Annotated in this window: 7 protein-coding genes and 1 pseudogene; 5 read left to right on the top strand and 3 right to left on the bottom strand. The window is 48.3% G+C overall.

The genetic code is table 11. The features are described 5' to 3' along the window. The 4 genes from ACKI4H_RS13750 to ACKI4H_RS13735 all read left to right on the top strand — a co-directional run. On the top strand, positions 1-516 hold a 516-nt coding region (locus tag ACKI4H_RS13750; RefSeq protein WP_407306683.1), incomplete at its 5' end, for a hypothetical protein. Next, on the top strand, positions 513-1,178 hold the full coding sequence (locus tag ACKI4H_RS13745) for a hypothetical protein (protein ID WP_407306680.1): 666 nt from the start codon (positions 513-515) through the stop codon (positions 1,176-1,178). The genes ACKI4H_RS13750 and ACKI4H_RS13745, both read left to right, overlap by 4 nt. Positions 1,179-1,251: 73 nt before the next feature. Beyond that, positions 1,252-2,499, top strand: coding sequence for a hypothetical protein (locus ACKI4H_RS13740; RefSeq protein WP_407306677.1), 1,248 nt, complete (start codon positions 1,252-1,254; stop codon positions 2,497-2,499). A gap of 65 nt (positions 2,500-2,564) precedes the next feature. Then, a complete protein-coding gene (locus tag ACKI4H_RS13735) occupies positions 2,565-2,930 on the top strand; it encodes a hypothetical protein (protein WP_407306674.1) in 366 nt (121 codons plus the stop codon). On the opposite strand, the gene ACKI4H_RS13730 is transcribed toward ACKI4H_RS13735, so the two are convergent. The 3 genes from ACKI4H_RS13730 to ACKI4H_RS13720 are packed head-to-tail and all read right to left on the bottom strand — an operon-like array spanning position 2,903 to position 4,362. Next, positions 2,903-3,250: a lysozyme inhibitor LprI family protein gene (locus tag ACKI4H_RS13730; protein WP_407306671.1), complete on the bottom strand. Its 348-nt coding sequence runs from the start codon at positions 3,248-3,250 to the stop codon at positions 2,903-2,905. The genes ACKI4H_RS13735 and ACKI4H_RS13730 overlap by 28 nt on opposite strands. 48 nt (positions 3,251-3,298) lie before the next feature. After that, positions 3,299-3,487 (bottom strand): hypothetical protein, encoded by a 189-nt coding sequence (locus tag ACKI4H_RS13725; RefSeq protein ID WP_407306668.1) that lies wholly within the window; start codon positions 3,485-3,487, stop codon positions 3,299-3,301. A 32-nt stretch (positions 3,488-3,519) separates the two neighbouring features. Continuing rightward, positions 3,520-4,362, bottom strand: a complete 843-nt coding sequence (locus ACKI4H_RS13720; protein WP_407306665.1) for a hypothetical protein — start codon at positions 4,360-4,362, stop codon at positions 3,520-3,522. A 76-nt stretch (positions 4,363-4,438) separates the two neighbouring features. Between ACKI4H_RS13720 and ACKI4H_RS13715 the strand changes: the two are divergent. After that, positions 4,439-5,232: pseudogene (locus tag ACKI4H_RS13715) on the top strand (hypothetical protein); the annotation flags it as partial.

Below are 5,232 nucleotides of genomic sequence, written 5' to 3'. Positions count from 1 at the left end.
AGCGGTTCGCAGTCAGCGAGCATGACCAAGCTTGCAAAGCGGTACGCTCGTCTCGAGGCCTCAATGAAGGCCATGAAAGAAAAGCACGAGGAGCTGAACACCCGTCTGAAGGGCGAGGTGCAGGACCTCTTCGAAGCTGAGGAAGTAATCTACACCCGCGTCGTTGAGACTGCTCAGTTCACGCTCACAATGGCCAAGGAAATTCAAAAGGACCCTGAGCAGAAGAAAGAAATCGACTACGAGAAGATCATCGCTGCCCTTTCCATGCTGATTCCCGATGAGCTGCAGAGCAAGGTCGATCAAGTCGTCGCAAAGTACACCACTGTGGTAGAGGTTCCTGCAAAGCCACCAGTCAAGCGTCTTTCAGTTTCCAAGGAAGTAGGTGCACCTGTTGTTGAAGGTGTTATCGACAACCTCAAGTCCATGGCAAAGAAGTTCCTTGCGAGCATGCTTTCATGGGGTCAAAGCTATGACAAGAAGCTGGATCGTCTCAAGAAACAAGCGGGGGTCGCATGAAAGTAATTGAACTATTTGAAGCACGCCAGTCTGACACCTTAGTCGGTCGTCAAGTTGCTATCAAGTTTCCTGAGGAAGAAGGTGGTCAGGAAAAGTGGTGGCTCGGTGAGATCACGGTGGATAATGGTAAGATGGTTACCGTGGATTACTACAACACCAAGTTCAATGACAATGACTATGGTTACCAATTCCAGCGCAAGGTCTTTGTGAAGCCAACAAAGAAAGATGCCATGGGATTTGCGCTGGTCAACGCGAAGAGCAAAAGCTCCAAAGGTTTGGACACAGTTGCAGACATGGTGGCTGGATACGAAAAACCTGCGAAAGCTGAACCTACTGAAAAGCCTGCGAAGGCCACCGCTCCTGCGTTTTCAGGGGAGAAGTTCGTGGTGACTCCGGCAATCATGAAACGTCTCGAGGCCTATGCTGAAGACGGTGACCGCATTGCAATCGATGGCAAGAACATCTACATGGGCTTCGGCAATCGTTCGGGTCTTCACAGCTACCTGCAAACAGCTCTTGCTGACACGTTCAAGAAGTGGCCGAACGCCAAGAAGAAGCTTGAGGCAGGGAACTTCAGCAAGATCGAGGTGCTTGAGTTCCGTAACATCGACCGTGATCGTGGTCGATGGATCGTCGTAAAGACGTATGAAGCACCGAAATAAGTGACCCAACTTCAGGTTTATTTCTGAACAGCCGTGTGTTACAATTACTCTATGACAGTGACGTGGAGTAATTGTGACAACAATTTATCGTGTGAGTAGCCCAGAGAAGCTTCATCCGCTGGACCCGCTCAACGTTCTCCGTTTCTATCCGGACCTAACTCGGCATCACTCAAAGAAGATGCAGGATCGGCAGGACCTGATCCTATACTTAGCATCAATCCACCGAGCGGCTGTCAAGTCCGGTCGCCCTCTCGGCTTCTGTCAAATTCCACTGAGATTGATGTCACTTCGCCACTGGGTTTATGATTACCGCACCGTGTTTGATTACTTCTTTGAGGTCGTCCAAATAGGGTACAACTGCGGTCTCGACAACAACGAGATCAGCACAGTAATTCCAAAGAAGCTTCCTGATGACGTGATCGCACCAATCAAGGCACGAAAACTGGTGTACATGCCGCCTCCACTTCCGGCTGGAGGCGTTGTATCAAAGGTGTTCGTTCGTCAGCACCTCAAGGATGAAATCCTCTCTCGGCTTGCAGCATCGGGCCGCCTCGACCTGCATGCACCAGTTGTATGGCTGCTCGATCACCCCACATCTGAGGTGAACTTTTATTTTGTTCCTTCTGGAAAATTGCAGCTTCGAGACACGTCTGTCTGGCCAATCAGCGCAGTTGAGACCTGGCCGTCATGGTTAAGAGAAGCTTTATTTGGTGAGGGCATCGACATAGAATCTGCGTACACTCAGTTCCTCATGGAACATGTTCGTGAGGCATACGCGAACAATCCTGTCCATCTTCAGCTCTTCTTCCCTGACCTACTTCGATCGCTATCAGATAAGCGAGAATGGAGAAGGGAAATCTGCGTCGACATCCTGGGTCTTGATTATAATGATGACAATATCTCGATCGTCAAGAAAATCTGCATGAGCCTAGCGAATGGATCTAAGATCTCTCCAGGTATTCTGATCGGTCATGGCAGCTACTCTATCACACGCGACATAATCATCAATGGCGTGGAGGATGTGTCACCGATGAACCTCATTCGGATTGGTGAACGGTTATCGGCCATTGCGAAGCAATATAGCACTGCACGAAAGGTCGTGTGCATGTCAGAACTGGGGATCAACCCCTCGAGGAAGAACCAAAAGATGGTCTTCTCTTCCTACTTCGAGTGGGAGAGGGAAGCAAGGTATAAGATTTGGGAGGCGGTTGGTAGACATGGAATCATGGTCCATGACGGCATTGACGGGATTCCAACTGAGTACCTGCAGGACATTCCAGGGTTGGTGAAGAGCTTGAACATTCGGTTGACGAAGTCATAAAAGTTGTGTACATTTAAAGTGATTAGATGTATAATGAATTCATCAACTAGACAAGGAGAACAAAAATGAACCGCGATATTCAGAAAGACATGAACACCCTCCGCCCACTGCTCGCCCAGCTGCGTGCTGGCGAGATTCAAGCAATCGAGTTTGGGAATCCAAACAGCCCTGGTGGTTTCATGAGTCACCACCGCATCAAGGTCATCAGCACGCCGGCAGGTTCCCAAATCTGCTTCAAGCTGCTGTCGCGCGGTATGGAAGGGTCGGGCGACTACATGGGGAATGCTGATGATCGAGAAATCGAGATCAAAGCGCAATCCCACCTCGACCATTATTTTCAACCCACGCCGTTCAGCAAGCTGCTTGCGGAGATGAACAAAAAACTGCCAAGCGATAGCCTTACTTATTTCGGCGTGAAGGACTTGAGCTGAAGAATTCTAATTTCAGTTAACATCTCCATGCAGGTATAGTAGTCAATTGTAGAGTTGGAGCCCGGGTTCTGCTTCGAAGAAGCACACCGGGCTCCTCGGCGTTTGGCCCATGCATCCTGCTCTGTTCGCAATGTTTTTTGATCACTCGCAAGCAGCTTTCCAACTACCTCACTATATGTCTTATTCAAGACAGTATCTGCAGCATTAAAATCACGAATAGCGCACGCGTTCATTTCAAGTTGGCTGCCGTCATAACGGCAGGACACCTCTTGTGCACCAGCAAGGCCTGAAAGAAATAAAAGAAATAAAAGTCTGGTCATTGCATTCCTTATTTGTCACCTAATGCTGTATCCGTGCGCGCTGTGTCGTCAGTACACTGGGCTTGGAGATTTTGACGCTGCTTCAAGCCGCTTGTTAATAAATTCAACAGCAAGATCCCTTTCTAAGGGAGACATCAGGAGCACGGAATCATAAGACCACGCGCCACGCGAGAAGTATGAAATTTCAAAAGCGGCTTTGAGCAGGTTTCTTGTATCAAGTGCTAACAAATTGATCATTTCGGAGATCCTGCCCCCGTCCCCGAACATGATCATTCTGTGAAAAAAGAAATTGGATTCAAAGGGAGATCCACTGGCATTTCTTTTCTACAATCCTTACAAGTTAGCGTAACTGTCTGATCTGGCCCCCATTCATTTGTTTTCTCAATCGCATCAGTAATTCTATTCTGATAAGGGGTAGTGATACTCGACACCCACTCTTCAATTAATTTCTTATCAGTAATGTCATCCACTGATTCAATAAGGTTGACGAGATTAAACACGACATTCTTTTTAATGTCATCTGAGGTAAATTCTTTTTTACCTGTGTTCATCTGAAAAAGTTTGATCATGTGGTCAAACTTTACAGGGTGGACTTTCACCACTTGCCCATTAGGCAACGTACATTGAAAATCTGCTTCAGCGACTGTCGGGTCAAGGAAGCGGATCTTTTGAACCAATTCCTCAATGTTTACAATATATGAGTGCTCCTTGTAAACTAAATTGCCTTCCTTATCTGTCAAAAATTCCCCATTTTCTTGACGTTGCTTTGATTCTTCACAGTCGTGTTTAACCCGAATTTCAAACTCTGGGCCATATGTCACAAGACGAAGGTAATACATAATGGCGTCAATGTCCCGCCCATAAAGCTGAGTTGGGTTCTTAATTTCTGGAATGCATTCTTTAAATACCTGGTTTAGCGCCTTTCCATTAAAGAGCAAGTCAGGATTTTTTAGGGAAATCTCAGCTAGTGCAGACATTGGGTGCACGTGAATTTCACCTTCAGATCCTGCAACTTCGCCATTATGGTACAGCACGCCTCGTGATGGCAGCTGAAAAGTCCGTCCTGGAAGTTTGATCTTTGCTAATAGCGGATTTGTTGAAGCATTTTCCATATTCTCTCCATGCGATAAATATACTCTTAAATGTTATTTACATGCATAGACGAATCGCAATGGGGACACCTACAGGATGGCAGTAGAAGACGATATCCTCAAGACGCTACAGCGAATTGAGCAAGCCCTAACAAAAGGCACAGCAGCCGCTGGATTGGGGCGATCCCCAATGGCACCCGCTGCAGCAGGGACACGCAGGACTGGTGCAGACGCTAATGGGGATCGCGCAAATGCCGCGAACACGAAAAAAGCAGAAGCAGCTGCGAATAAGCAACTTAACGCTGCCGATCGACAGCTTGAAGCAGCTAAACGACTCCAATCTGTCGCTGATCGTTTGATGGCAGCTACAACGCGTCGGCTTCCAACTCCTCGAAATGAAACTGATGGTGCACCACGATCATACAGGGCGGTTTCTGCAGAGCTTGACACACTCGCCCAATCATCAAGCACACTGAATCGAAATTTCTTAGGTTTATCTAGAACCGTCTTTAACACGCGTTCTAATTTTGTCGAGATGAATCGTTCGATGCGCGCATACACTCGCGCAATACCTAGTTCACCCGTAGTTGGCAGTGGGCAACCTGCACCACAGTCTGGCGGCGCAAACCCGCCAAGACCATCAGTTGGCCGACCACCTCGTCCACCAGTGCCAACTGATGGTCTTGGCGGCGGTGGAAACCGCGGTCTCCTCCGAGGTTTAACTGATCTACTCCGCCGCCAAGGCGTCGGGCCTGGTCCAGATCCATTTGGTGGGGGTGGCAACCGCAGCATCTTGAATTTAATTAGAATTATCGGTGGTGGAGGGGGAGGTGGTGGTGGGGGTGGTGGTGGTGGTTTAGCTGGTGCCCTCGGGGGTCTAATTGGCAGGGC

Source organism: Acinetobacter sp., assembly GCF_045628685.1.
Lineage (GTDB): Bacteria > Pseudomonadota > Gammaproteobacteria > Pseudomonadales > Moraxellaceae > Acinetobacter.
Note: the sequence above shows the minus strand (reverse complement) of the source record. Positions and strands in the feature narration are given on the sequence as shown.